The following is a 23,657-nucleotide window of genomic DNA, read 5'->3' as shown; positions in this document are numbered from 1 at the left end:
GTCGTGAGTTTCCCGGCTGGACACTTCATTCTTCATGCGTCTTGATGCACCGATAATGACGCTCCCGCCATCCCTGCGCCTCCCCTTCCTCGCCATCCTGCTGGCACTGTCCGGGGCTTGTGCACTCATTTATCAAATGGCGTGGCTGCGGGAGTTTCGCCTCGTTTTTGGCGGTGCCACCCCCGCAACCGCAGCCGTACTCGCCATCTTCATGGGGGCCATGGGCGCCGGCAGCGCGCTGGTCGGACGCAGGGTCGAAAAGTCGGCGAATCCGCTGCGGCTCTATGCATTCATCGAACTCGGTGTCGGTGTCGCAGCATTGCTGACGCCGCTGCTGCTCTGGTTCGTTCGCTCTTTGTATCTCAGCACCGGTGGGATCGCCGCTCTGGGACAGATCACCGCCACATTGCTGCAACTTCTTCTGGCAACAATCGTGCTCGCACCACCATGTCTGCTGATGGGCGGCAGCCTGCCAGCGGCGTTTAAATGGGTGGAGACGGATCAAGACCAGCAGCGCGGCAGTCTCGGCGTGCTGTATGGCGTGAACACGCTCGGTGCGCTCGCAGGTGTACTGCTGAGCACCTTCTGGCTGTTGGAGCTCTGGGGCATCCGCACCACCGTGATGGCCGCCGCAGGCGTCAATCTCCTCATCGGCGCCGCCGCATGGTGGGTGGCGCGTGATGCGACGCCGGTGGAGCCGGTGAAACAAACGACAGCACCCGCGGAGACGGGCAGCTCACTGACCACGCGCTTCATCTATCTCGCAGCAGGCATCACGGGCTTCACATTTTTCCTCAGCGAACTCGTCTGGTTCCGCCTGCTCGCCCCGCTGCTTGGCAGTTCCGTCTATGGCTTTGGCTTGATCCTCGCCCTCGCACTCACAGGAATCGGTCTCGGCGGCTTGTTGTATCGCATGATCTGGGCTTCACGAATAGGTGCCGTCACGTTCGCAGCGCTGGCTCGTGTCGCCGCATGGCAGGTGTTGTTCCTCGCACTGCCGTGGGCGCTCGGAGATCGCATCGCCGTCTTTGCCATCGACGTGAATCAACTGCGCTCCCTCGGTTTGTCCGGTCAGATCGTCGGCTGGACGTTGATCTCCAGCCTCCTCGTGCTCGGGCCTTCGATCCTCGCAGGCGTTCAGTTCCCGCTTCTCGTAGCTCTGCTAGGCACAGGAAACCGCGATGCAGGTCGTCATGTCGGATACGCCTATGCCGCCAACACGCTCGGAGCCATCACGGGCTCGCTCGCCGGAGGTTTTCTGCTGCTTCCCTGGCTCACCGCGCCGGGTGCATGGCGATTAGTGATGGCGTTGACACTCCTGCTCAGCCTAGGTGCAGCCATTTTGGGTGCAAAATCAACCGCACGGCGAGCTTGGCCCGTCATCACAATCCTGTGGGTCGGCGCCTGCATTCTGATGTTCAGCTCGACAGGTCCCAGCGCCGCGTGGCGCCACAAACCCATCGGTTATGGTCGTGTGGAGGCGCTCCCAGGTTCCATCAACGGCCTGCGCGGCTGGTTGAATGCGAGCCGCTGGAAGATCGCGCATGAGTTCGAAGGACGAGAGGCCAGCGTGGCTGCAGTCACCAGCGACGACGGCTACTGCCTCTACGTGAACGGCAAATCCGACGGCTCGGCCTTTGGCGATGCCGACACGCAGGTGATGCAGGGCCTAGTGCCAGCGCTGCTGCATCCCGCGCCGCACAACGCCTTCATTGTCGGGCTTGGCACGGGAACCACAGCAGGCTGGGTAGCCGACGTGCCAGACATGGCGCAAGTGGATGTGGTGGAACTGGAACCCGGCATGTCGGTTCTCGCCCGCGAACATTTCGCCCCGGTGAACCGGAAGGTGCTCTCCAAGGCCAACGTCCATCTCATCGCTGGCGATGCGCGCGAGGCGTTGCTTGCAGCGGGAAACAGCTATGACCTGATCATCTCCGAGCCTTCCAATCCTTATCGCGCCGGAGTCTCCACGCTGTTCACGCAGGAGTTTTATGCCGCAGCCAAAGCGAGACTCAAAGATAACGGATTGTTCGCCCAGTGGGTGCAAGGCTACGAAGTCGATGCGCATGCCATTCGTCAGGTCTATGCCACGCTCACCGCCGTGTTCCCGCATGTGGAAACCTGGATATCCGGCCCCAATGATCTTTTGTTCATCGGTCATCTAACGCCGCCGGCTTACTCGCTCGAACAACTTCACACGCGCATCACGCAGCCACCTTTTACCGAGGCGCTCAAACGCGTCTGGCTCACCAGCTCCGTCGAAGGCGTCCTCGCGCATCATCTCGCCTCGCCCGACTTCGCCCGTAGTCTGCTGCAGACAACTCCCGCTCACATCAACACGGACGATCGCAACCTGCTGGAGTACGGCTTCGCCCGTGCCCTTTCCAAAGACAATCAGTTCGAAACCACCCAGGTGCTCACCATGGCCGTCGCCATGAAAGCGGACGTCCCAGCGCACCTCGCATCGCAACTGGATCGCGATCGCATCACCTATGAGCGCCTGCGGATGCTGGCAGCCGATGGCTCCACGTTCTCCATTCCGTCGGATCTTGAAGACGACGATCAACGTCGTGCCGAAGCACTCGTGGCGTTTGCACGAGGAAACCCAGACGACGTCCTCGCTTCCTGGTTGGGCGAGCCGTCGAGTCCGTTCGAGCAACTGATGCTGCTCGAATCGACCGCGCATGCAGGCACGGCGGAACAAATGCCGCCGCTTCTCAGCGCCGTCCGCTCCGACTGGCCCGCCGACGCCCACTTCGCTGCTGCGCTCTCCGCTTTTCGCCACGAATCCTACGACGACGCCTCCACTCAACTGCTCGACGGCTTCAAAGCTCTTCGACAGCAGGTCTGGGTGCGCCTGCACGCCGTTCAAACAGCCCTGTCGCTCGTTCCGCCGCTGGTGGCGGCCAATCGCGATCTCGCGCCATCGTTCATGGAGGTTCTGCGCCAGCCCTTTCCCGGTGGACTGGCCGATCCGACGCGCATGAACACGCTGGTCGAAATCATCCCGCTGCTCTCCTCCGAGCATCAACTCGAAGTGCTCGCCTTGTTTGAACCGAACCCGCCGTGGCAGCGTGAATTCCTGGAGTTCCGTCTCAAAACCTACCGCGCGGCTTCTCATCCGCGCACGCAGCAGGCCGAACGCGATCTGCAGGAATTTCTCAGCCACACCGACCGCCGCTTGGATGAAGCGGCGGCCGACGTTCGTTGAAAACACATGCTCACCACTCTCGTCGTGATCCTCGCGACCGCAGCGGTTGAACCGTTGCCGAACACGAAGATCGAAGCCCTGCCCCGCTCCGCCGCGTTGCCGACGGACACGCCGCAGAAGGTCGAGCTCGGCCGCCTCTTGTTCTTTGATCCGGTTCTCTCAGCCACACGCGAGGTCGCATGCGCGACCTGTCATCATCCGCAGTTCGGTTGGGCGGACGCACGGCCCACACCTCTTGGCGTGCATGCCATCGGCATCGGACCGCAGCGCAGACTCGCGAAGAACGCGGAGTTCCTCCCGCTGAAGCGCAACACACCCACGATCCTCAACGCCGCCTTCAATGGTATCGCCTCCGACAAGCCGTTTGATCCGAAGCAGTCGCCGATGTTCTGGGACAATCGCGTGCAGAGCCTCGAAGCGCAGGCGCTGGCACCCGTCCGTCAGCGCGAGGAAATGCGCGGCGATGTTTGCAGCGAAGCCGAGGCCGTTCCCGCGATGATCGACCGCCTCAAGGCCATTCCCGAATACGTGAAGCGCTTCGAAGGCGACATCACCGCCGACAAAGTCACCGACGCCATCGCCTCTTACGAACGCACGCTCATCACGCCCGACTCGCCCTTCGACCGCTTCATGCGCGGCGATAAATCCGCGATGAGCGCCGCGCAGCAGCACGGCATGGAGGTGTTTCACAAGGCCGGTTGCTCGCTCTGCCACAACGGCCCGATGTTCAGCGACTACAAGCTCCACGCCATCGGCCTCACCGACAGCAGCACCAACCGCACCGAATTTCGCACGCCCACGCTGCGCAATCTGAAGCACACCGCGCCCTACATGCATCACGGCGGCAATCTCACGCTCGAAGAGGTCATCTTCTTCTACGACCGTCTCATGGATCAGGCCGCCGAAACACTCGAAGGCGGCGACGACTCCACGCTCCCTCCGCTCGATCCCCTGCTCCGCCAGATGAATCTGCTCCCCGAAGATCACGTCGCCATCCTCGCGTTCCTCGAAGCGCTGAACAGCGATGACTATGATAAGAGCGTGCCTCAAAGCGTTCCGAGTTGTCTGCCCGTGGCGGGAGCGATCTCGCCGTGAGACGGAGTTCTCGTTCCGGCTTAGACACCAAAACGCCAGGCGAGAATGCGACTCTTCTTCTGGCCCTGCGCCATGTCGATGATTCTCACCTCAATAGCCTCCACCTGTCGCAGCGCCTTTTCGAAGCGCGGCAGATGTTCGCTCTTGGAGACGAGCGTCGTGAACCATGCGCACTGCGCCGCGAACTCGCGGCTCTCTGCGATCATTCGGCGCACAAAGCCCAGCTCACCGCCCTCGCACCAAAGTTCACCTGCTGTGCCGCCAAAGTTTAACGCCTGCGCCTTCAAACCGAGATTTTGCTGTTTCCGCCGCGCCCCTGCCGAAGCCTCCGCTGCTGAAGCATGAAACGGCGGATTACACATCGTCGCAGCAAAGCGCTCACCCGGCAGAATGATGCCGCGAAAGCATTGCGCCGCGTTCCTTTGCTGCCGCAGTTCGATCTGCCCGGTCAGTGCTGCGTTCTTTTGTGCCCAATGTAGCGAGGAAGCATCCACTTCGGCGCCGACAAAGCTCCAACCGTATTCGCAGACACCGATCAGCGGATAGATCACACTCGCGCCCGTTCCGACATCCAGCACACGCACGTCGGCACCGCTTCGCAGATCCACCAGATCCGCCAGATGATGAATGTAGTCACTGCGCCCCGGAATCGGCGGGCAGAGATGCCCCGCAGGCAAATCCCAGCTTCGCAGGCCATACGCATCCGCCAGCAGCGCCGCGTTCAGCGCCTTCACGGCCCGCGGATCAGCGTAGTCGATGCCCGCATCACCATGTGCGTTCATTTTTACAAACGCCGCCAGCGCCGGATGTGCCGCCACCAAACGCGGAAAGTCATAGCGCGAGCGAAAACGGCTGCGCGGATGCAACAGGTCCTTCGTGTCGGCCTTTTTCATCGTTTCCCACCTCTCGGCAGACGGGCGTTGGTAATTTTCTTCGCGGGCACGCATCATCTTCCATGCAGAACCGACATCGGGCAATCCGTAGTAACCGCATGCTCCGCCTCCTGTGCCTCATCGCATTCACCGCCCATCTCGTGGCTCAAACCGGCACCATCCCTGCGGATCGTCCGCGTGCGCGTCCGCCGTCAGCGCTCACCGGATGGGCGGATTGGGAAAAGGGCGAGGAACTGCTGAAGCGCATAGAAGTCCCGCCTGCACCCGTGCGTTCGGCGGAGGAAGAGGCGAAAACCTTCAAGCTCGCGCCCGGTTACCGCGCAGAACTCGTCGCCTGCGAGCCAATGGTGCAGTGCCCGATCTTTTTCGAGTTCGATCCCGAGGGACGCATCTGGGTCGTCGAGTATCAGGGCTACATGCGCGATGTGAAGGGCAGTGGCGAGGGCGATCCGATTTGCCGCGTGGTGGTGCTGGAGGATACCAATGACGACGGTAAAGCGGACAAGAGCACTGTCTTTCTCGACAGGCTCGTAATGCCACGCAGCTTCGCCTTCGTGAAAGGCGGCATCTTGCTGCAGGAGCCGCCGAAGCTGTGGTTCTGCGCCGACAAAGACGGCGATCTGCGTTGCGACGAACGCACGCAGGTCGGCACGATGGGCGTCGGCGGGAATCCGCAGCACACGGCGAACGGCCTGCGTCGCGGCATCGACAACTGGCTGCACTGCGCCGACTGGCCGCATCGCTATCAATGGAAGGACGGCAAGCTCATCGACGAGCCCACGCTGCATCGCGGCCAGTTCGGCGTGAGCTTCGATGAAACCGGCCGCTTCATCTCCTGCTATGAGAACAGCGCTATGCACATGGACCTCCTCCCCGCCGAGGCCCTCATGCGTCACCAAAACCTTGCCAAACTCGCGCAGCGCGGCGGGCGCGGCGGCTTCGGCGTGAATGTGAACGTCGCAAAGGATGCCGCAGAATGTTTTCCCATCCGCGTCACGCCCGCCGTCACGCTCGGTGCGCTCGAACTCCGCGATGACGGTCGTCTGCGCACCTACACGATCGTTTCCGGCACCTGCTTTTACGATGGCGATCAATTCCCGCCCGAGATGCACGGCAACGTCTTCGTGCCCGACTCCGCCGGTCACCTCGTCGGCACCTTGAAGCTTGATGGCGATGTGTATCCCCACGCCACGCGTTTCTTCCCACCTGAACAAGAACTGATCGCCAGCACCGACGAACGCTTCCGTCCCGTGAATGCCCGCGTCGGCCCCGATGGCGCGCTGTACCTCGCCGACATGTATCACGGCATCATCGAGCACGTCATCTTCATCGTCCCCTGGCTCACAAAGCAGATCGAGCAGCGCAAACTCTACGAAGGCAACGATCACGGCCGCATCTGGCGAATCGTGCATGAGAAAGGAGCGAAGCGGGAGAAAGGGAGTGATGGAGACTTGGTGAAGATGCTGGGACATCCGAATGGCTGGCAGCGAAACACCGCGCAGCGTTTGCTCGTCGAGCGTGGTGAGGACATCGGCGATCCGAATCGCTTCGAGACGCCGTTGCATCGTCTGCATGCGCTTTGGACGCTCGAAGGCATGGGCAAGCTCACGCCCGCGCATCTTCAAAAAGCCGCAAACGACCCTGATCCACGCGTGCGAGCTGCCGCAGCGCGGCTCGGAGCCGAAATCGCTCTCAATGATGAACCCGATGCCAGCGTGCGACTTCACGCGTTGCTCTCACCGAAACCGCTTTCGGCCATTGCCGAGCATCTCACGCGTCATGAAAATGATTTGAGCCGCATCGCGGCCATGACGACGATTCACGGTAAAGAAATCGCCTTGCTGCAGCTCTTGCTGAAATGGCCGCAAAGCACCGCGCATCGTATCGAGACGCTCAAACTGCTCTCGCAGCTCGCGTGCATGGATGGCAAGGCGGAGATCATTCTCGCCAAAATGGCCGAAATGGCGATTTGGCAGCGCGGGGCCTTGTTGGACGGTTTTCTCGCCTCGCAGGCCAAACTGACGTTGAAGGCCAAACCAGCGTTTCTGGATGAAATGGCCGAGAATCGCGACATCGCGGCCCGCGAACGCCTTCAGCGGCTGCGCATGGCCTTGAATTGGCCCGGCGCGGAGAACCTGACGCTCTCCGCACGCAAGCAACCACTCAGCGACGCCGCCAAACAGCAGATCGAACGCGGCGCGGCGGTTTATCAGAGCGTCTGCGGCCTCTGTCATCAGCCCACCGGCTATGGCGTGCCGAATGTCGCGCCACCTCTCGCCGAAAGCACCTGGGTCACCGGCGAGCCCGAGCGCCTCATCCGCATCGCGTTGCACGGTTTGTATGGCGAGATCGAGGTGAACGGCCAGAAGTGGAACCTCGCCATGCCCGGTCAGGGCATGAACCCGCTGCTCGACGACGCGAAGCTCGCCGATGTCCTCAGCTGCATCCGCAACGCCTGGGGAAACGAAGCCGCGCCCATCACCGCCGCCCAAATTACCGCCGTGCGCGAGCAAACCAAGGACCGCAAAATGCCATGGACCGCCGACACTTTGATGCAGGTGGATGTGAAGGGTGGTGGAGCCATCCAGGCCGACGCCGAGGGCGTTTTCATCCTGCCGGCAAGTGCAGCGAAAACTTATGGCCAGAAGCTCGCCTATCGACCGTCGCTGAACGTGCTCGCGCCATGGAGGATCGCCACCGATGTGGCGGAGTGGACGATCGACGTGTCGGCCGACGACGAGTTCGAGGTCTTCGTCACCCTCGCCGCAGACGAGGCCTCAGCCGGAGATGCCTATGTGCTCGAAGGCGAGAGTGCGAGCGTCACAGGCGTGGTCAAGTCCACCGGAGGCTACGAGTCTTTCGCGGAGCAGTTCGCAGGCAGGCTTTGCCTCAAGTCCGGCGTGCAGAAGCTGCTCATGCGGCCTGAAGGCACCCTGAAGCAGGAACTCGCGGATGTACGGGCCGTGCGGCTGAGGAAGTCGAACTCCCGCTGACCTCATGACATTTTTCCCCTCGCCTTCGTCGGTTCTCCGGTCTATCTCGGCGCGTGGAAGACACCGACTACAAAGTCAAACTTGAGATTTTCGAAGGCCCTCTGGACCTCCTTTTGTACCTGATCAAAAAGGAGGAGATCGACATTTACAACGTGTCGCTGGAGCGCATCACCCGGCAGTACCTGGATTACATCGACACCTTCAAGGCACTGAACATCGAGCTGGCGAGCGAGTTCATCGTGATGGCGGCCAACCTGATGTATATCAAAAGCCGCGAACTGCTGCCGCAGGCGGTGCAACCGCCTGAAGAAGACGCGGAGGAAAGCGACCCGCGCTGGGAGCTGATCCGCCAGCTCGTCGAGTACAAGAAATTCAAGGAGGCGGCCCAGTTCCTCGGAGTGCAGGAGGTGAAGAGCGACGAACTCTTCGTCACGACGCCCGAACTGCCGGATCTTGAGGCTCCCGTGGCGAGCGTCGGTCAGGTGGGAATTTTCGACCTCATCCGCGCCTTTCAGCGCATCCTGAAGCGGTTCGAGAACACCACCGATTTCCGCGAGATCGTCAACGACCGTTACACGGTGGCGGACAAGATCGAGCATCTGCTCACCATTCTGGAGGTCGGCTCGCGGATCAAGTTTGAGGACCTGTTCACCAGTGCAGCGAGCCGTGGCGAAGTCATCGTAACCTTCCTGGCCATGCTGGAGCTGATCAAACTCAACCACCTTCAGGTGGAGCAGGAGCAGCTCCTCGGCGAGATCGTCGTGGTGCGTCCCGCCGCTTGAGACGCCCTGAGTAGAAAAGAGTTCGATCGATGATCGACAACCAGTTCGCTGATCACTTTCCTTTCGCCACGGCCGCAGCGGTGGACGACGGGCTCACGCGTGTGAACTGAGTCGCAACGGCCAGCCCCCAGAACAAACCACCGATGCATCCGATCAGGACAAACGCCGCCAGCACGGTCCAGAGGCCCGGGACAAGTGGTTTGCGGAAGCGGCGGCGTCTTGCCATCCGAAACTGTGACACGGCTTGCCGCACTGTGCCAGTGCGGCTATGATCGAAGATGCTTCCCTGGCTGAACAACGACCGTTTCCCCCTCTATCTGGCCCCCATGGCCGGGGTGACGGACGTGATCTTCCGCCGCCTGTGCAAGGAACAGGGCGCCGACGTGATGGTGACGGAGTTCGTCAGCGCCGAAGGCATCCTGCAGCGCGACGACCGCACACGGCACTACACGGACTTCGATGACGCCCAGCGGCCGCTGGGCGTGCAGCTTTTCGGCTCCGACGGCGTGCGCATGGGTGAGGCGGCCCGAAAAATCATCGACTGGAAGCAGCCGGACTTCATCGACATCAACTTCGGCTGCCCGGTGAACAAAGTCGTCGCCAAGAACGGCGGCTCGTCGTTGCTCAAAGACTGCCCGCTGCTCGCCAGCGTGGCGCGTGAGGTGGCCAAAGCGGTGCCGATTCCCGTGACGGCCAAGATTCGCATCGGTTGGGACGCCAACCACGTCAATGCCATCGAGGTGGCAAAAATTCTCGAGGATTGTGGTATGCGCGCCATTGCCGTGCATGGCCGCACACGGGCGCAGGGCTACACCGGCCTCGCTGACTGGGAAGTGATCGGCCAGGTGGCCGACGCCGTCAAAATTCCTGTCATCGGCAATGGCGACATCGCCAGCGGCCTCGATGTGGAGATTCGCCGGGCCCAGACGAACGTGAAGGGCATCATGATCGGCCGCGCGGCGATGGCGAACCCGTGGGTGTTCAAGGAGGCCAAGCATTACCTCGCCACCGGAACGCACGCCGCCCACGCGGGCGTCGATGAACGTTTCCAGTTCATGCGCCGCCACTGCCAGCTGGCGATCGAGCGCAATGCCCACATGGGCGAACTGCCAACGATGCGCGCCATGCGCAATCGCCTCATGAACTACACCAAGTCCATCCCCGGCGGCAAATGGCTGCGGCAGCGATTTTCCCAAATCGGCAGCATGATGGAACTGGAGGACATCTTTGCCGCGTATCTCGATCATCAGGCTTCGCACATCTACGACCATCCCGCGCTCGACTCCTCTTCCCTCGCATGACGTTATCCAATCCCTGGTTCATCGCCGCAGTCGTCGGTGTGCTCGGCGTGTTTCACCTCGAACTCGTCGCCACCTTTTTAAACCTTGCGCAGTTTCGTCATGCCCTGCCTCAGAGACTGAAGGAAATATTCCCTGACGAAACGGTGCTGAAGGCCGGTGAATACGCGAGCAAATCAGCCAGGCTCGACCTGCTGCGCAGCACACTGTCTGTGGCGGTGCTGGTGGCGTTCTGGTGGGTGGGAGGATTCGGCGCCATCGAACGCTGGAGTTCCGGATGGGGCTGGGGAGAGATCAAAACAGGGGTCGGCGTGATCGGCGTGCTACTGCTTGTGCAGAATCTGCTGTCGCTGCCCTTCGACGCCTGGGACACCTTCAAAATCGAGGCCGAATACGGCTTCAACCGCACCACCGTGGGCACCTTCATTGCAGATCGCGTGAAAGGCCTGCTTCTCACGGCCTTGCTGGGCGGTCCTTTGCTGGCGCTGGTGCTCTGGTTCTTTCAGACCCAGGCGCATGCCGTGCTCTACACCTGGCTGACGGTGGCGATCTTCAGCATCGTCATGGCGTGGCTGTCTCCGCGTCTGCTGATGCCCCTGTTCCTGAAGTTCCAACCGCTGGAAAGCGGTCCCCTTCGTGAAACGCTGCTGGCATTGGCGGCACGTCTGAAATTTCCAGTCGTCGATGTGTCGGTGGTGGACGGTTCACGTCGCTCCAGCAAGGCGAACGCATTCCTCAGCGGCTTTGGGAAAAACAAACGCATCGCCCTTTTCGACACCTTGATCGAAAAACACTCCACCGAGGAACTCGAAGCGATCCTTGCGCATGAAATCGGGCATCACAAATGCCGTCATGTCCCCCAGCAGCTCGTGCTCGGCTTGTTGGAAAGCGGACTGATGTTTTATCTCCTCCATCAGGCACTCCAGTCGAAGGCGTTTTTCCAGGCCTTCGGCGTCGCCGGCCAGCACTTGGGCCTCGGCTTGGTACTCTTTAGCATCGTCTATCAGCCTGCCAGCCTGCTTCTGGGCATGGTCACCAGTGCCTTGAGCCGGCGGCATGAATTCCAAGCGGATGCCTTCGCTCGCTCGGCCTGCGGCAATAAACCATTGATGACAGGCCTGAAGAAGCTGTCCCTCGACCACCTCACCCATCCCAATCCGCACAAGCTGACGGTCTGGCTGCATTACTCCCATCCCCCCATCGGCCAAAGGCTGGCGGCTCTGGAGGCCTGAAAATATCTCCCTTCCTGTTGTTTTCTCGCACCATTGATAAATGCTCCCCCCCAACCCCGTAGCTTGGTTAACCCCTCGATCCTACCCCCTTATGAAAAGCCCCTTGCGAGCTTCTCTCCTTATCCTCGCCCTCACCTCTTCCGTTTTTGCTGCTGCGCCTGATCCTACGGCACCCGCAGCTCCTTCGGCGCCCGTGGTAGCGGCTCCCGCCACGACCCCGGCTGCGCCCGGGGTCGATTTCGTCCGTGATGTGCAACCACTCTTGGAAACCAAGTGCCTCGAGTGCCACAACCCGAATAAGATCAAAGGCAAGCTCCTGATGGACTCTGCCGAAGCGTTGCTCAAAGGTGGTGACGTCGGCCCTGCCTTGATCGCCGGGCAACCTGACAAGAGTGAAATCATCAAGCGCATCGTCCTGCCCAAGGATCATGACGACATCATGCCGCCCAAAGGCGGTCCACTCGCAGCCAACGAGATCGATGTGCTCAAGCGCTGGGTCGCCGAAGGTGCCAAGTGGCCGCAGAATCTCACGTTGATCTACAAGACACCTGAGCAGCGCAAGGCGATCGCCGAGCTTCAGAAAAAACTGCCCACCCTGAAACGCATCCAGATTCTCCCCGAGCGTTACTCTCTGGAAACCAAACGTGATTACCACCGCGTCGTGGTGCTGGCCACATTCCAAGATGCCACCACCAAGGACGTCACCGGACTTTGCGACCTCAAAGTGGCCGACAGCAAAATCGCCGCGCTCGACGGTCTGACACTCAAGCCCGTCGCCGACTCTGGCAGCACTGAAATCATTGCTTCCATCGGCGGACAAACGGTAAAGGCGCCGATCACGGTCAAGGACGGCACCAAGGATCGTGCGATTTCGTTCCGTCTGGACTGCATGCCCGTGTTCATGCGCGGCGGGTGCAATCAGGGCGGTTGTCATGGTGCTGCGCGTGGCAAGGACGGTTTCCGCACCTCCCTCTTCGGAATGGACCCTGCAGGTGATTACATCCGCATTACTCGTGAGATGCCAGGCCGCCGCATCAATCTTGCCATTCCAGAAGAAAGCTCTCTCATTGAGAAAGCCGTGGGTGCCGTGCCGCACTCGGGCAATCAGTGTTTTGAACCAGACTCGGTCTACAACAAGAACCTGATCGAGTGGATCGCCAATGGTGCGCAGGATGATGCGAAGGATGTCGCTTCCGTCACCGGCATCGAAGTATTTCCGAGCCAGATCGTCATGGAGGGCAAGAACGCCACGCAGCAGATCACCGTGCGCGCCACCTACTCCGACGGGACTGATCGTGACGTGACCAACCTCGCGCTGTTCATGTCGAACAACGATCCGACCGCCACCATCGACAAAAATGGCCTCGTCACCTCGGGTGACCGCGGTGCAGCATTCATGCTGGCACGTTTCAACGTCTATTCCGTCACCGCCCAGGTGCTCGTCATTCCGGATCATCTTCAATATGAGCGGCCCAAACTGGCGGAGACCAACTACATCGACACGCTGGTCGATGAAAACCTCCACAAGCTGCGCATTCTGCCCTCAGGCATCTGCACCGATGAAGAGTTCGTCCGCCGTGCGTTCATCGACATCGCCGGTGTCTATCCTCAGTCCAGCGACATTCGCAGCTTCCTGTCCGACAAGAATCCGGACAAACGCGCCGCTTTGGTGGACAGCCTGCTCGAACGCAAAGAGTTCACCGAACTGTGGGTGATGAAGTGGGCCGAACTCCTGCAGATCCGATCCGCGATCAACAACAACCAGCCGCCGTTCTACAAGAACGCCCTTCTGTATTACAACTGGCTCTCCGAGCGCATCGGCAAAAACGTCCCCATCAATGAAATCGTGGTAGAACTCCTCTCAGCCACCGGCGGCACCGTCTCCAACCCTGCGGTTAACTTCTACCAGACGGAGATCGATCAGCTCAAGCTGACCGAAAACGTCGCCCAGGTGTTCATGGGCATGCGCATTCAGTGCGCCCAGTGCCACAACCACCCGTTCGACCGCTGGACGATGGATGACTACTATGGCTTCAAAGCGTTCTTCAGCCAGATTGGCCGCAAGCAGACGGACGACCCCGCCGAAGTCATCATTTTCAACAGCAAGGGCGGTGAATCGAGGCACTTCCTTACCCAGGCCGTGATGAAGCCCAAGTTCCTCGGCGGTGACACTCCAGAAATGAAAGCTGGCGAGGACCGCCGCAAAGTGCTCGCTGAATGGATGGCCTCACCGCAGAATCCGTTCTTTGCCCGCAACATCGCCAACATCATCTGGTCGCACTTCAACGGCGTGGGTGTGGTTGAGCCCGTAGACGACGTGCGTGTTTCAAACCCACCGTCCAATCCTGATCTGATCGCCGCTTTGGCCCAGCACCTGACCGACTACAAATACGACATGCGCAAGTTCGTGCGGGACATCTGCACCTCGCAGACCTACCAGCGCAGCACCAAGGTCAACGAAACCAATGCAGGTGACATGCGCAACTTCTCCCATGCGCAGGTGCGCCGGGTTCGCGCTGAAGTGCTCCTCGATGCCATCTCGCAGATCACCGAGACGCCGAACAAGTTCCAAGGTCTGCCGCTTGGTGCCCGCGCGGTTCAGATCGCCGACGGTGCGGTATCGAACTACTTCCTCACCACCTTTGGCCGTGCCAAACGCGAATCCGTCTGCTCCTGCGAAGTCAAGATGGAGCCTACCCTGTCGCAGGCGCTGCATCTGATGAACGGAGATGCCGTCAATGATCGCATCAAGCAGGGCCGCGTGGTCGCCAAGATGATCCAGGAAAAGAAGAGCGACCGCGAAATCGTGGAAGACCTCTTCCTTCGCGTATTTGGCCGCATGCCGCTGGAAAAGGAATGGACCGCCACTCAGCAGGCCATCTCCAGCGACGCCGGTGCACGTCAGTCCGTGCTGGAAGACTTGTTCTGGGCACTGCTGAACTCCAAGGAGTTCTACTTCAACCATTGATCTTCGAACCTCCAAAGCGGGTGCGTTGAGCCAGCCTCAACCACCCGCTTTTTTTATTTCCACTCCCGGTGATCACCGAACACCACGGGCGAGCTTCTGAAGCGGGCGGGCAAAGATCAGGAGCAGCGCTCCTGTCACAGAAGAAATCCATACGACCCGCACAAAGATCACGGGCATCGCGTGCATGGCATCTCCGGAAACCTCCCCGGCAATGATGCCCGAGAGAACGTCCCCGAGACTGGTCCCAAGAAACCAGACCCCCATCATCTGACCGGTGTGACGTAGAGGCGAGAGCTTGGTCACCGCGCTCAGGCCCACAGGGCTCAAAAAGAGCTCGCCGATCGTGTGACAGAAGTAGATGCCCAGCAGCCACAACGGCCACACCTTGCCAACAGCGATCGCACGATGCGACGCCACAACAGCAAGACCAAATCCAAGCGCCAGCAGCAGCATGGCCCATCCCATTTTCGTCGTCATGGTGGGCGATATCCCGCGCCTGTCCATTCGCTGCCAGAGCAGCGCCACCACAGGTGAGAACATCATCACAAAGAGCGGATTGATGGACTGAAACCAAGCAGTCGGGATCGTCCATGAACCCAGTTCGCGAATGGTGTGATCTTCCGCAAAGACATTGAAAGAGGACCCCATCTGCTCGAATCCCGCCCAGAACAGAGCCGAGACGAAAAACAGCATGATGATGAGCCAGGTGCGAGCCTTCTCATCAGCATCCATCCGGCCATACAGAAAAAGCCACACGAAGAAAAACACTGCGGCAATGAGAATGGCCGCTGTCACCCAATGTGCCAGCGCCACGGGATCCAGCACAATCACACCTTGCACGCACAGCAGCGTGACAACGACAAGCCCTCCCATTGCTGCCCACAAGGCTATCCACTCACGCTTCAGATTCTGGTTTGGGTGATCGATACGGTCGCCCACGCCCTCCAAGTGCTTCCGCGTCAGCTGCCACTGAGTCAGCCCCAGAAACATGCCCGCCGTAGCAGAGGCAAAGGCCCAGCGCCATCCCCAGGTGGCGCTTTGCTGCAGCCAGCCGCTAACCAGCGGCCCGAGAAACGCCCCAAGATTGATGCCCAAGTAGAACAAGGTGAAACCCGCATCCCGCCGCTGCCCTCCCTCGGGATAAATCAGCCCGACGAGAGTGCTCATGTTGGACTTCAGGAGCCCAGATCCAAGTGCGATGACCAGCAGCCCAAGATAAAAGGCCGTTGGATGATGAATGGCCAAAACGAGATGCCCGAGCGCAATGCCCACGCCCCCCCACCACACCGCTCGCTTCGTGCCCAACAGCCGGTCTCCCATCCAGCCCCCGGGCAACGCAGACGCATAGACCGTGGCGATGTAGAGGCCGTAAATGGCCATGGCCTGCTTCTTCTCCAACCCCAACCCGCCGGAAGCGGCTGTCATGAACGGCACCATCAGCGCACGCATGCCGTAGTAGCTCCAGCGTTCCCACATCTCCGTGAAGAACAGGGTGCGAATGCCGCGTGGGTGTCTGGTGGATTCAGAAGTCATGGCGTGAGAGATGCGCATCCAAGACGACATTCCCCAAAACGCCAGTGCTTCCTCAGCCTGGGGTCACGAGCTTCGCCTTGAACTTCACCATCGCACTTTGAATCAGCGGATCGTTGTAGAAGTCATCATTGACCTTCGGAGCGGCAGATTCCTCTGCGACTGGAGCCTTCACCTCCTCCTTTGGCGTAGGCTTGGGTTCCGCTTTCGGCTCAGGGGCCGCTTTGGGAGCCGGCGCCGGATCATCCAACAAGCCGAGGCCGATTTCAGAAAACTCAGGCGCTTTCAGACTCGGATCGAGAACAAACTCAAACTTCATCGCCTGTCCCGTCAGCTCCTGTGCCAGACTTTCAAGAAAGCTCATCTGCGCCGGTCGCATCAGGCTGTCGCGGGCAAATCCCTCGCTCGTGGGAAAACCAACCTTGGCCACGTTGCGGCCCATGCTCAGCAGAGACGCGACCTGCAGCCAAGACACCGCCAACGGACGACGCTCCTGAACCAAGCCCACCAATTTCGTCCAAAACTCCGATTCGCTGAGCGGCTCCTTCGGCTCTGGCTCGGCCTCCTTCACGGGTGATGGCGACGCGGCAGGCTCCGGGGCTGGTTTCTCCTCCCGCACTACGACCGGCTGAGGTTTCACCGGCTCGGCAGCTTTCATCACCGGAGCCGGAGCTCGACGCAGCGGTGGCGGCGCCGTCTGCACCCTCGGTGCCAGCTTGGGAAGTCCGGCGCTGCTGCCTGAATCCAAAGCATCGATCACATCACTAATCGAGACCTCGTTCAGGTTTTGCACAGCCGCGATCACACCCAGTTCAAAATGCAGGCGCTTGTTGCTTGCCCAGCGCATGCGCGCATCGACGTCCGCAAGACCGTCGACCACACGCAACAGTTGTTCCGTGTTCGCCATCTGTGCCTGCGCCACGACCTCTTCGGCCACTTCGGGGCTCAAATCTTCGGCCGCAGCTTCAGGATCGGCCTGCTGCACCAAAAGCGTGCGAAAATGCTGGATCAAATCTCCCAGAAAACGGCCCAGTTCCTTGCCCGCCTCGTTCTGCTCATAAACCGAGCGCAGGGCGCTCACGGTGTCGCTTTCGAGAATGTGCCGCGCCAGTTGCGCCACAGACTCGCCTGACGTAAACCCAAACACATCGAGCACATCCTGCTCGGTGATTCGCTCGCCGCAGAAGGCCACCAGTTGGTCAAGCATCGACTGCGCATCACGCATCCCGCCTTCAGCGCCTTTACCGATCGCATAGGCCGCCTTCTCATCCAGATTCACCTTCTCCAGCTTCGCGATGTGCAGCAGATGCTTGGCGATCACCGCGTTTGGAATGCGCCGCAGGTCAAAGCGCTGGCAGCGGCTGATGATCGTCGGCAGAATCTTGTTCGGTTCCGTCGTGGCAAAGATGAACTTCACGTGCTCCGGCGGCTCTTCGAGCGTCTTCAGCAGCGCGTTGAAGGCCCCGGTCGTCAGCATGTGGACCTCGTCGATGTAGTAGATCTTGTACCGGCAGCGCGAAGGCGCGTACTTCACGTTGTCCCGCAGCTCACGCACCTGCTCGACCCCGTTATTGCTCGCGCCGTCGATCTCCAGCACGTCCATGCAACGCCCTTCGGCAATCTCTACACAAAGCTCGTCGCTCGGATCAAAATCAATGCTCGGCCCCTCCTTGCAACACAGCGCCTTGGCAAAAATGCGCGCCGTTGAGGTCTTCCCCGTGCCACGCGGCCCCACAAACAGATAGGCATGCGCCAGACGCTGCTGCGCGATGGCATTCCTCAACGTCCTCACGACATGATCCTGGCCTAGGACGTCCTCGAAAGTCTGGGGGCGGTATTTGCGGGCAAAAACTTGGTAACTCACGCATTCAGGCTAGCGAAGCGCCACTTGGAAGCCACCGGAAGTTTAAAAACCGGAGCAGTAAACTCAGTCGACAATTCACTTGCTCACGTTCCACGATGCACGGCCATCTGGGGTCGTGGCGGATCCTTTGTACCCTTTGCCAGTGAAGCCACCACTCAGGGTTGAGGAGAACGGAACGGTAAGCCCCGGTGCGGCAACGTTTCCGATCATTTTCATCGAGATGGTGCCTGAACTAAGTTCTACATCACCGCTTATACTTCCGCGAACGGTGGCAGTCGCTCCGCTTGCGGTGGCGGTCTGTCCATAGGTGCCGGTGACGCGCGTTCCGGTAATGGTGATCCGGAGGGTGCCCTTCCCGCTCAATGTGCCCACAAAAGTTCCCTGCATGCCGGTCATTTCTCCAATGGCTGCGTCCAGAGCAGGCAGGCCATCCCGCTCCAAAATTCGCACAAGGCCGTCGATGAGCCCGGCGTTCGCAGGCAGCCCTTTCGCCTTGAGTTTGCCAATGACCGTCTCGCGCAGGTTGACGGCGTCCTCCGTGGCGTTTTCACGTTTCTTTTGCTCTTCTTTGCCTGCTTCACGCTTTGCCGCGAGTTTCTTCCGCTCGCGGTAGGAGCGGGCTTTGGTTTCGTTGTCGGCGGCAGCCTGTTTGGCGGCGATCTTGCCATCCAGCACCTTGTTGATTCGATTCGCCTCGGTGAAATCCCCCTTGAGCACGCCGTCCGCTGCCATCTGCGCTCCGGCTGTGGAACCTCCTTTTTTGATGAGCAGGTCGCGGACGGCTTTGGCCTGGTCCTCTCGGGTCTTCTGTTCATCGCGGGCGTCTTTGAAAGACTTGATCGTATCCTTCGCGGCCCCCAAGCCTTCGACGATGGCGTTTCCAAGATTCGTGCCGCTCTGCTTGGCGGCATCGTAGGTCATGGCTTTCCCCGCAGCGAACAAGCCGCCTCCCAGCGCCTTTGCCTTCATCGCCAGGTAAGGTGTCCAATCGTTGGGCGATATCTTTCCAGAGGCGATGTCCTTCTTGTATTGATCAAAGGCGTCCTTGCCGGCCTGCGTTCCGATCTCGGCCATGCCACTGAATCCCAGACCATGCCAGAAGGTGCGACCCGCGAGTTCCGCCTTGTCCTTCGTCGAACTGAGCGCGCCTTGAGACTCCCCCTGTTTGTTGGCAGCCATCTCCTCCTTCGCCTTCTGATACCCTTCGTAGATACCGTAGATCATGAGTCCGGCACCCCCCGCTTTCATGAGCCTGCCGCCGGAAGCGGCTTTCGGCTCCTCGTTCACGCGCACTGGCTCGCTGGTGCCCTTAACAGCATCGGAAGCGGCCTTCACCTTGGCGTTGTAATCGGCGATCTCATTTCGCACCTGCTGCGCCTGTGGCTTCATCCCCTTGGCCTCGAGGTCAGCGATCCTGGTCTGCATCTGCTTCGCCTCGGTGGCGGCGGCGCTCTGCACTTTTGTCTCGGCGGCCGTCAGGATCTCGCGTGAGGTCTTTTGCAGGCTCGCAGCTTCTTCAGGGCTGGCGATCGCTGCCCGTCCGGTTTTGATTTCCGCAAGTGTGTCGAGAATTTTATCCGGGCTTTTGACACCGTTTTTGGCAGCGATGGCCTCCACTGTTTGCGGATCCAGGCCGGCCGAATTCGCCGCTTTCAAAGTGCCTTTGGCCATCACCTGCCCCTCGGGGCTTCCGCCAACGAGGGATTCGGGTGGCGCATTCGTGCCGTGCAGGGCTTTCTTCGTGTGGTCCAGGGTGGCAACGTGATCTTTGAGCGGTCCGCCATTCAAAGCACCTCCGGTCTCCGACACATAAGTCTCAGCATGTTGGGCGCCGACGTTCACCTGCGCCTGATGGCCCGCGCTGCCGATGCGATCCGCGCCCGGGGCGGCATTCACTGTCAGGCCAAACTCCGGCGCGGTCTCCAGAACGCCGCCGGTGATCTTCACGCGCCCGGCCTTTCCAGTCACCGGGTCCGGCGGGCCTTTGACACCGATCTCATCAAGGATCTTGGCCGCCTTCTCCGTCGTGCGATAGCCGCCGCCAGCGTCCAAATCACCATTCATCCCGCGGTGGTTCGGGTCGGTGATCGCCGTGCCCGCCGTCTTGCTCATGCTGTTGCTCGTACCGGTTTGCCCGCCCATCACTTCACGATTCGCCTGCCGCATCACGCCTTCGTGCACCACGTTGCGCTCGGTCGCGATCTGCTTGCTGGTGTTGCGATGAGCGGCGTTCTCCGCCTCGATCGCTGCCGTCTTCGCAGGCCCTTCAGGCAGCGCATCAAGCTGCCGCTTCGCCGCATCATGCCGCGTGCATTCGGTCTTCCAGTCGGATTCGACCTTGCCCCACCTCTGCTTCAAATCGGAAATGACTTCCTTCCGCGCCGCCTGCTCCTGCATGGAAATGCGCTTGTTTTCCGCGAGGTGTTTTTGAATCTCCTGTTTCACCTGTGCATCGCGCTGCGGCCCCGGCGGCTGCAGTTCGAGTGCCTTTTTCCGATATTCAAAACGCTTCTGCTCCGCCGCAAGACTGTCGCTGGCCGTCGGATCCACGGACACAAGCACCTCGCCCGTCTGCGCCCGGACCGGAGCAACACACAGGAGAATCCAGATGGCCACCAATCGTCTCATGGCGCGTCTCCTTTCCATTCGGCAACCAGTTTGGCCGCGTAATCATGTTCCTGCGTGCCCGCGTCTTCGATCAGCACGATGTCCTGCGCCTGCGACAGCGCTGCCTCGCGATCCCCAAGGCAGTCCAGCATCAACGCGCGTCCGACACCGAGGGCGGACACTTCCGGATTGGCCGCATACTGCTCCTGAAAAAAATCCACCCCGCGAAAGCCTTCGTCACTGGCCGCATACAGCGCGCACAAACGACCGATAACCTCGGATCCGGCGCGTGCGGGATCATATTCGACCGCGTGCTCGAGCGCTGGAATGGCTTCGATCGGGCGATCCTGTTCCGCCAGCATCAATCCCAATTCCAACCACGTCGCCGCATGTTCCTGATCAACCTCGAGGGCTTGCGTGAACATTTTCTCCGCCATCACCAACGCCCGCTCGTCAAACGCGCCCAACTCCCGAAACAGCACACCAGTGAGAAACCAGTGTGAGACATTCTCCGGTTCAAGTATCGCCGCTGAGCGTGCGTAAGCCACAGCCTCCTCAAGCGCAGGCTGGTCCGGTTCACGCCTCTCATTGTCCAAAATGGCAAAGGCATGATCATGACGTGCCGAGGCAAGCTTGGTGCGGTTGTCCTGCGTGGCGTTCTCCAACAGGGCCTTCGTTGCTGCCTCATCACGTTGCTGAATCTCCCACGGCACCCACGCAGCCACTCCCATCGGCGGTTGCGGTCCCAAAATCGTCGCACGTTCCATGTCCTGCTTGGCTCCGACACTGTCGCCCAGGGCCTCGCGTGCCGCAGCCCGGAAAAGGAAAGCCCGCGCCTCAGTCGGAATCAAATCGAGGCACTTCGTGGCATCGTCGATGGCCTTTTGATATTCGCCTGCGGCCAGCCAGGCACCTGCGCGGTTACGAAACACCTTGGCATGCTGGGGATTGATCTGGAGCGCCCTGTCGAAGTCTGCCATCGCCTTTCCCTGCTGCCCCAGGTTCAGCCACGCCTGTCCGCGATTGCCCAGATAGACCGTGCCGTTCGGGATCAGTTCGAGCGCTTTGTCAAAACTCGCGATCGCGCCCTCGTTGTCGCCTCTGTTCATCAGAAAGAAGCCGCGATTGTTGTGAAATTTCGCAACCTTCGGGGCCAGTTCTACCGCCTTGTCATAATCTGCCAAGGCGCGTTCATTCTCGCCAAACTGGTTGTACGCCGAGGCTCGATTGAAATAGGCGAATGCATTCTTCGCATTCAATTCGATGGCCTTGTCACAATCCGCCACCGCCTTCTCATACTCCCCGCGGCCCCTGAACACCTCCGCCCTGTCCACATAGAAGTTGTCGCTTTTGGGGTCTAGTTCGATGGCCTTGCCATAATCCGCCAGCGCCTTCTCGGGTTCGTTGACGAGATTCCAGGTAAACGCCCGGTTGAAGTAAAAGGTCGCGCTCTGCGGGTTCAACTCAATCGCCCTCGTATAATCCGCCAGGGCGAGATCGCGCTTCCCCACTTTGTTGTAGGCTACGGCACGGTTGTTAAGGGCGGTGGAATCCTTCGGTGTCAGATCGATCACTCGGGTAAAGTCGGCAATCGCACCCTCCGGATCTTCCAGCAGAAGGCGAGCACGACCACGGCCCATGTAACCCCGCGCCTCGGCCGGGTTTTGGCGGATCAGCTTTTCGTAAGCGACGGCAGCCTCCCTCGCCTTTCCACCCGAGAGCAGACCGAGTGCCGTCTGCCAGGCGTCCGCCGCCCCTGCAACCCGGCACACGAGAAACATGACTGCCCCCAGTTGAAACAATCTCCTCCACAGAAGGCGGGTGCCCAAGTCCTGATGGTACGATGGATGGTTCATGCGTTGCCCCTTCTGCTTGATACTACGCCGCCCTCGTCCGAACTGCCGAGCACCCGTTGCGATGAACACACCTCTTTTTGCGGTCTCACACCTTGACCTTTGACCACAACATGACCTCTTGAGCTTCGTTCTGTCTATCATGCTCCTTTCCCTCACCTCACGCATCCTCCGCACCGTCGATCCGCTCTGTCTGGCGAAGATCGGCTGGAATTTTGGCTACAAGGGGGCGCGGTCGGTCATGCTGCACAAGCAGCGCATGAAGCAGGGGCAGTTCTTCCCGCCATTCTTCTACATCTCCATCCTCAACTCCTGCAATCTGCGCTGCCAAGGCTGCTGGGTGGACGTGGACAAGCCGCGTGAGTCGCTCAACCTCGACGAACTGAACAAGATCGTGAACGACGCGAAACGACGCGGGAATGCCTTCTTCGGCATCCTCGGTGGCGAGCCGTTCATGCATCCCGAGCTGTTCGACTTTCTCTCGCTGCACCCGGACGCGTACTTCCAGGTCTTCACCAATGGCCAGATGATCACCGCGAAGGCCGCGGAGGCGATGCGCAAGCTTGGCAACGTCACGCCGCTGGTCAGCATCGAAGGCACCGAGATCATCAGCAACGAACGCCGCGGCAACAAGGAAGTCCTCACGCGCACGCTGCGCGGATTGCAGAACTGCCTCGACGCCCGCGTGCTCACAGGCGTGGCAACCAGCCTCTGCAAAACAAATATCGACGACCTCCTCACCGAAAAATGGCTGCGCCGCCTCATCGACATGGGCGTGCATTACGCTTGGTATCACACCTATCGTCCCGTCGGTCCGAAGATCAGCGCCGAACTCGCGCTCACGCCGGAACAGATCACGCAGGTGCGCAAATTCGTCGTCAACATGCGGGCGAAGCTTCCCATCGCCATCGTCGATGCCTACTACGATCACAACGGCCAGGCGCTCTGCCCGATGGCGAATGGCATCAGCCATCACATCAGTCCCACCGGCGCCATCGAGCCCTGTCCCATCATCCAGTTCGCCAAGGAAAGCGTGCGCACGCAGGACGATCTCTTCGATGTCTTCACGAAAAGCGAATTCCTCCACGACTTTCGCACCATCGCGTCCTCCAACACACGCGGCTGTATCGTCTTGGAGCGCCCTGATCTCGTGAAAGCCGTCGTCACCAAGCACACCGCCAAGGACAGCACCATCCGCCAGACCGCCATGGCCGAGATCGAAAGCATGACCCCGCGCACCAGCCAATGGCGCGAAGGCGAGGAGATCCCCGAGAAGCACTGGATGTACTTCCTCGCCAAAAAGTTCTTCTTCAACGACTTCGGCGTCTATC

14 protein-coding genes are annotated in these 23,657 nt (G+C 60.3%); 8 read left to right on the top strand and 6 right to left on the bottom strand.

Going from position 1 to position 23,657, the window contains the following annotated elements; genetic code table 11:
• The first annotated feature begins 55 nt into the window (after positions 1 to 55).
• Both KDL09_RS00115 and KDL09_RS00110 read left to right on the top strand, forming a co-directional pair.
• Positions 56 to 3,211, top strand: coding sequence for a fused MFS/spermidine synthase (locus KDL09_RS00115; protein ID WP_294380068.1), 3,156 nt, complete (start codon positions 56 to 58; stop codon positions 3,209 to 3,211).
• Positions 3,212 to 3,217: 6 nt separating this feature from the next.
• The gene (locus KDL09_RS00110; protein WP_294380067.1) at positions 3,218 to 4,306 is read left to right on the top strand and encodes a cytochrome c peroxidase; all 1,089 of its coding nucleotides are present in this window, start codon (positions 3,218 to 3,220) and stop codon (positions 4,304 to 4,306) included.
• A 20-nt stretch (positions 4,307 to 4,326) separates the two neighbouring features.
• Here KDL09_RS00110 and rlmF read toward each other — a convergent pair whose 3' ends face one another.
• Positions 4,327 to 5,199 carry a 23S rRNA (adenine(1618)-N(6))-methyltransferase RlmF gene (gene rlmF, locus KDL09_RS00105; RefSeq protein ID WP_294380065.1) on the bottom strand — a complete coding sequence of 291 codons (873 nt, stop codon included), beginning with the start codon at positions 5,197 to 5,199 and terminating at the stop codon, positions 4,327 to 4,329.
• A gap of 98 nt (positions 5,200 to 5,297) precedes the next feature.
• Between rlmF and KDL09_RS00100 the strand changes: the two genes are divergently transcribed.
• Entirely contained in the window at positions 5,298 to 8,192 is a 2,895-nt protein-coding gene (locus KDL09_RS00100; protein WP_294380064.1) for a c-type cytochrome, read from the top strand.
• Positions 8,193 to 8,245: 53 nt separating this feature from the next.
• A complete protein-coding gene (locus KDL09_RS00095; RefSeq protein WP_294380062.1) occupies positions 8,246 to 8,974 on the top strand; it encodes a segregation/condensation protein A in 729 nt (242 codons plus the stop codon).
• Positions 8,975 to 9,026: 52 nt separating this feature from the next.
• Here the strand turns inward: KDL09_RS00095 and KDL09_RS00090 are convergent, their stop codons facing one another.
• Positions 9,027 to 9,200 (bottom strand): hypothetical protein, encoded by a 174-nt coding sequence (locus KDL09_RS00090; protein WP_294380060.1) that lies wholly within the window; start codon positions 9,198 to 9,200, stop codon positions 9,027 to 9,029.
• 52 nt (positions 9,201 to 9,252) lie between these two features.
• On the opposite strand from KDL09_RS00090, the gene dusB reads away from it, so the two are divergent.
• The 3 genes from dusB (at position 9,253) to KDL09_RS00075 (ending at position 14,472) form a co-directional block, all read left to right on the top strand.
• Positions 9,253 to 10,275: a tRNA dihydrouridine synthase DusB gene (dusB, locus tag KDL09_RS00085; protein ID WP_294380058.1), complete on the top strand. Its 1,023-nt coding sequence runs from the start codon at positions 9,253 to 9,255 to the stop codon at positions 10,273 to 10,275.
• Complete coding sequence (locus KDL09_RS00080; protein WP_294380056.1) at positions 10,272 to 11,504, top strand: M48 family metallopeptidase; 1,233 nt, start codon at positions 10,272 to 10,274, stop codon at positions 11,502 to 11,504. The genes dusB and KDL09_RS00080 overlap by 4 nt, the downstream gene beginning before the upstream one ends.
• Before the next feature lie 91 nt (positions 11,505 to 11,595).
• Positions 11,596 to 14,472 (top strand): DUF1549 domain-containing protein, encoded by a 2,877-nt coding sequence (locus tag KDL09_RS00075; protein WP_294380054.1) that lies wholly within the window; start codon positions 11,596 to 11,598, stop codon positions 14,470 to 14,472.
• Positions 14,473 to 14,544: 72 nt separating this feature from the next.
• On the opposite strand, the gene KDL09_RS00070 is transcribed toward KDL09_RS00075, so the two are convergent.
• The 4 genes from KDL09_RS00070 to KDL09_RS00055 all read right to left on the bottom strand — a co-directional run bounded on the left by KDL09_RS00070 (position 14,545) and on the right by KDL09_RS00055 (position 22,329).
• Entirely contained in the window at positions 14,545 to 16,005 is a 1,461-nt protein-coding gene (locus tag KDL09_RS00070; protein WP_294380051.1) for a peptide MFS transporter, read from the bottom strand.
• Between the two features lie 52 nt (positions 16,006 to 16,057).
• Positions 16,058 to 17,866, bottom strand: coding sequence for a DNA polymerase III subunit gamma/tau (gene dnaX, locus KDL09_RS00065; RefSeq protein WP_294380049.1), 1,809 nt, complete (start codon positions 17,864 to 17,866; stop codon positions 16,058 to 16,060).
• A 75-nt stretch (positions 17,867 to 17,941) separates the two neighbouring features.
• The gene (locus tag KDL09_RS00060; protein WP_294380047.1) at positions 17,942 to 20,494 is read right to left on the bottom strand and encodes a hypothetical protein; all 2,553 of its coding nucleotides are present in this window, start codon (positions 20,492 to 20,494) and stop codon (positions 17,942 to 17,944) included.
• Positions 20,491 to 22,329, bottom strand: a complete 1,839-nt coding sequence (locus KDL09_RS00055; protein ID WP_294380045.1) for a tetratricopeptide repeat protein — start codon at positions 22,327 to 22,329, stop codon at positions 20,491 to 20,493. Before KDL09_RS00055 ends, KDL09_RS00060 begins: the two co-directional genes overlap by 4 nt.
• Before the next feature lie 139 nt (positions 22,330 to 22,468).
• Here KDL09_RS00055 and KDL09_RS00050 point away from each other — a divergent pair.
• Positions 22,469 to 23,657: radical SAM/SPASM domain-containing protein (locus KDL09_RS00050; protein WP_294380043.1), on the top strand; the 1,189-nt coding region annotated here is incomplete at its 3' end.

This window comes from Prosthecobacter sp. (genome assembly GCF_020439865.1).
In the GTDB taxonomy this organism is placed as follows: Bacteria; Verrucomicrobiota; Verrucomicrobiia; order Verrucomicrobiales; family Verrucomicrobiaceae; genus Prosthecobacter.
Note: the sequence above shows the minus strand (reverse complement) of the source record. Positions and strands in the feature narration are given on the sequence as shown.